The sequence below is a fragment of the Longimicrobiaceae bacterium genome, from assembly GCA_035936415.1.
Lineage (GTDB): Bacteria > Gemmatimonadota > Gemmatimonadetes > Longimicrobiales > Longimicrobiaceae > JAFAYN01.
On record DASYWD010000174.1, the window covers coordinates 1 to 1,648 of the forward strand.

The window sequence follows — 1,648 nt, forward strand, 5'->3', positions numbered from 1 at the left end:
GAGCACGCCCCCGCGCGAGGGGCCGTTCCGGCTGGAGGTCACCGAGCGCGGCACCCTGGACAACCTGGCGTTCCGGCCGGTGCAGCGCCGCCGCCCCGGCCCCGGCGAGGTGGAGCTCCGCGTGCTGCACACCGGGCTCAACTTCCGCGACGTGCTCAACGCGCTGGGGATGTACCCGGGCGACCCGGGCCCGCTGGGGCTGGAGTGCGCCGGGGTGGTGGAGCGCGTCGGCGAGGGCGTGGCGCACCTGCGCCCCGGCGAAGCCGTGATGGCGCTGGCGCCCGCCAGCCTCGCCAGCCACACCACCATCCCCGCGGACTTCGCCGTCCCGCTCCCCGCCGGGGTGGGCGCGGAGGGCGCCGCCACGGTCCCCGTCACCTTCCTCACCGCGCTGTACGCCCTGCGCGACCTGGCGGGGCTGCGCCCCGGCGAGCGGGTGCTGGTGCACGCCGCCGCGGGCGGGGTGGGGATCGCCGCCGTGCAGCTCGCGCGGATGATGGGCGCCGAGGTGCTCGCCACCGCCAGCCCGCCCAAGTGGGACGCGGTGCGCGCCCTGGGGGTGGAGCACGTGATGAACTCCCGCACGCTCGACTTCTCGCGGGAGGTGCTGGAGGCCACCGGCGGGGAGGGGGTGGACGTGGTCCTCAACTCCCTGGCCGGCGACTTCATCGACGCGAGCTTCGCCGCGCTCCGCCCCGGCGGCCGCTTCGTGGAGATCGGGAAGACGGGGATCTGGGACGGCGAGCGCGTGGCGGCGCTGGGCAGGGGGCACCGCTACGACGCCTTCGACCTGGTGGAGCTGGCGCACCGCGACCCCGCCCGCATCCAGGCGCTCCTCCGCGAGCTGGGCGCGTGGCTGGAGGACGGCACGCTCCGGCCGCTCCCCGTCACCCCGTTCCCGCTGGCGCGGGCGGTGGACGCCTTCCGCTGGATGGCGCAGGCGAAGCACGTGGGGAAGGTGGTCCTCGCCGCCCCCACGGGAGACGGCGCGCCGCCCCTCCGCGCCGACGCCACGTACCTCGTCACCGGCGGCCTGGGGTCGCTGGGGATCCGCGTGGCGCGCTGGCTGGCCGATCGCGGCGCCGGGCACCTGGTGCTGGTGGGGCGCGGCGGGCCCTCGCCGGAGGCGGCCGAAGCCGTGGAGGCGATCCGCGCCACCGGCGCGGAGGTCACGCTCGCCCGCGCCGACGTGGCGCGCGAGGACGAGGTGCGCGCCCTGGTGGAGGGGCTGGACCGGCCGCTGGCGGGCGTCTTCCACGCCGCCGGGGTGCTGGCCGACGGGACGCTGGCCGCCCAGCGGTGGGAGCGCTTCGCCCCGGTGCTGGCGCCCAAGGTGGCGGGCGCGTGGAACCTGCACCGGGCCACGGAGGGGCTCCCGCTGGACCACTTCGTCCTCTTCTCCTCCGCGGCCTCGCTGCTGGGCTCCGCGGGGCAGGGGAACTACGCCGCGGCCAACGCCTTCCTGGACGCGCTGGCCCACCACCGCCGCGCCCGCGCCCTCCCCGCCACCAGCGTGAACTGGGCGCCCTGGGCCGAGGCGGGGATGGCCGCCGGGCTGGGCGAGGCGCGCGGCGACCGCTGGAAGGGGCAGGGGATGGGCGCCCTCTCCGACGCGCAGGGGCTCGCCTCGCTGGGCGAGGCGCTGGAG

The 1,648-nt window shown here is 78.1% G+C and carries 1 protein-coding gene; it reads left to right on the forward strand.

Annotated features, from left to right (window positions below):
• On the forward strand, positions 1 to 1,648 hold a 1,648-nt coding region (locus tag VGR37_06745; GenBank protein ID HEV2147081.1), incomplete at both ends, for an SDR family NAD(P)-dependent oxidoreductase.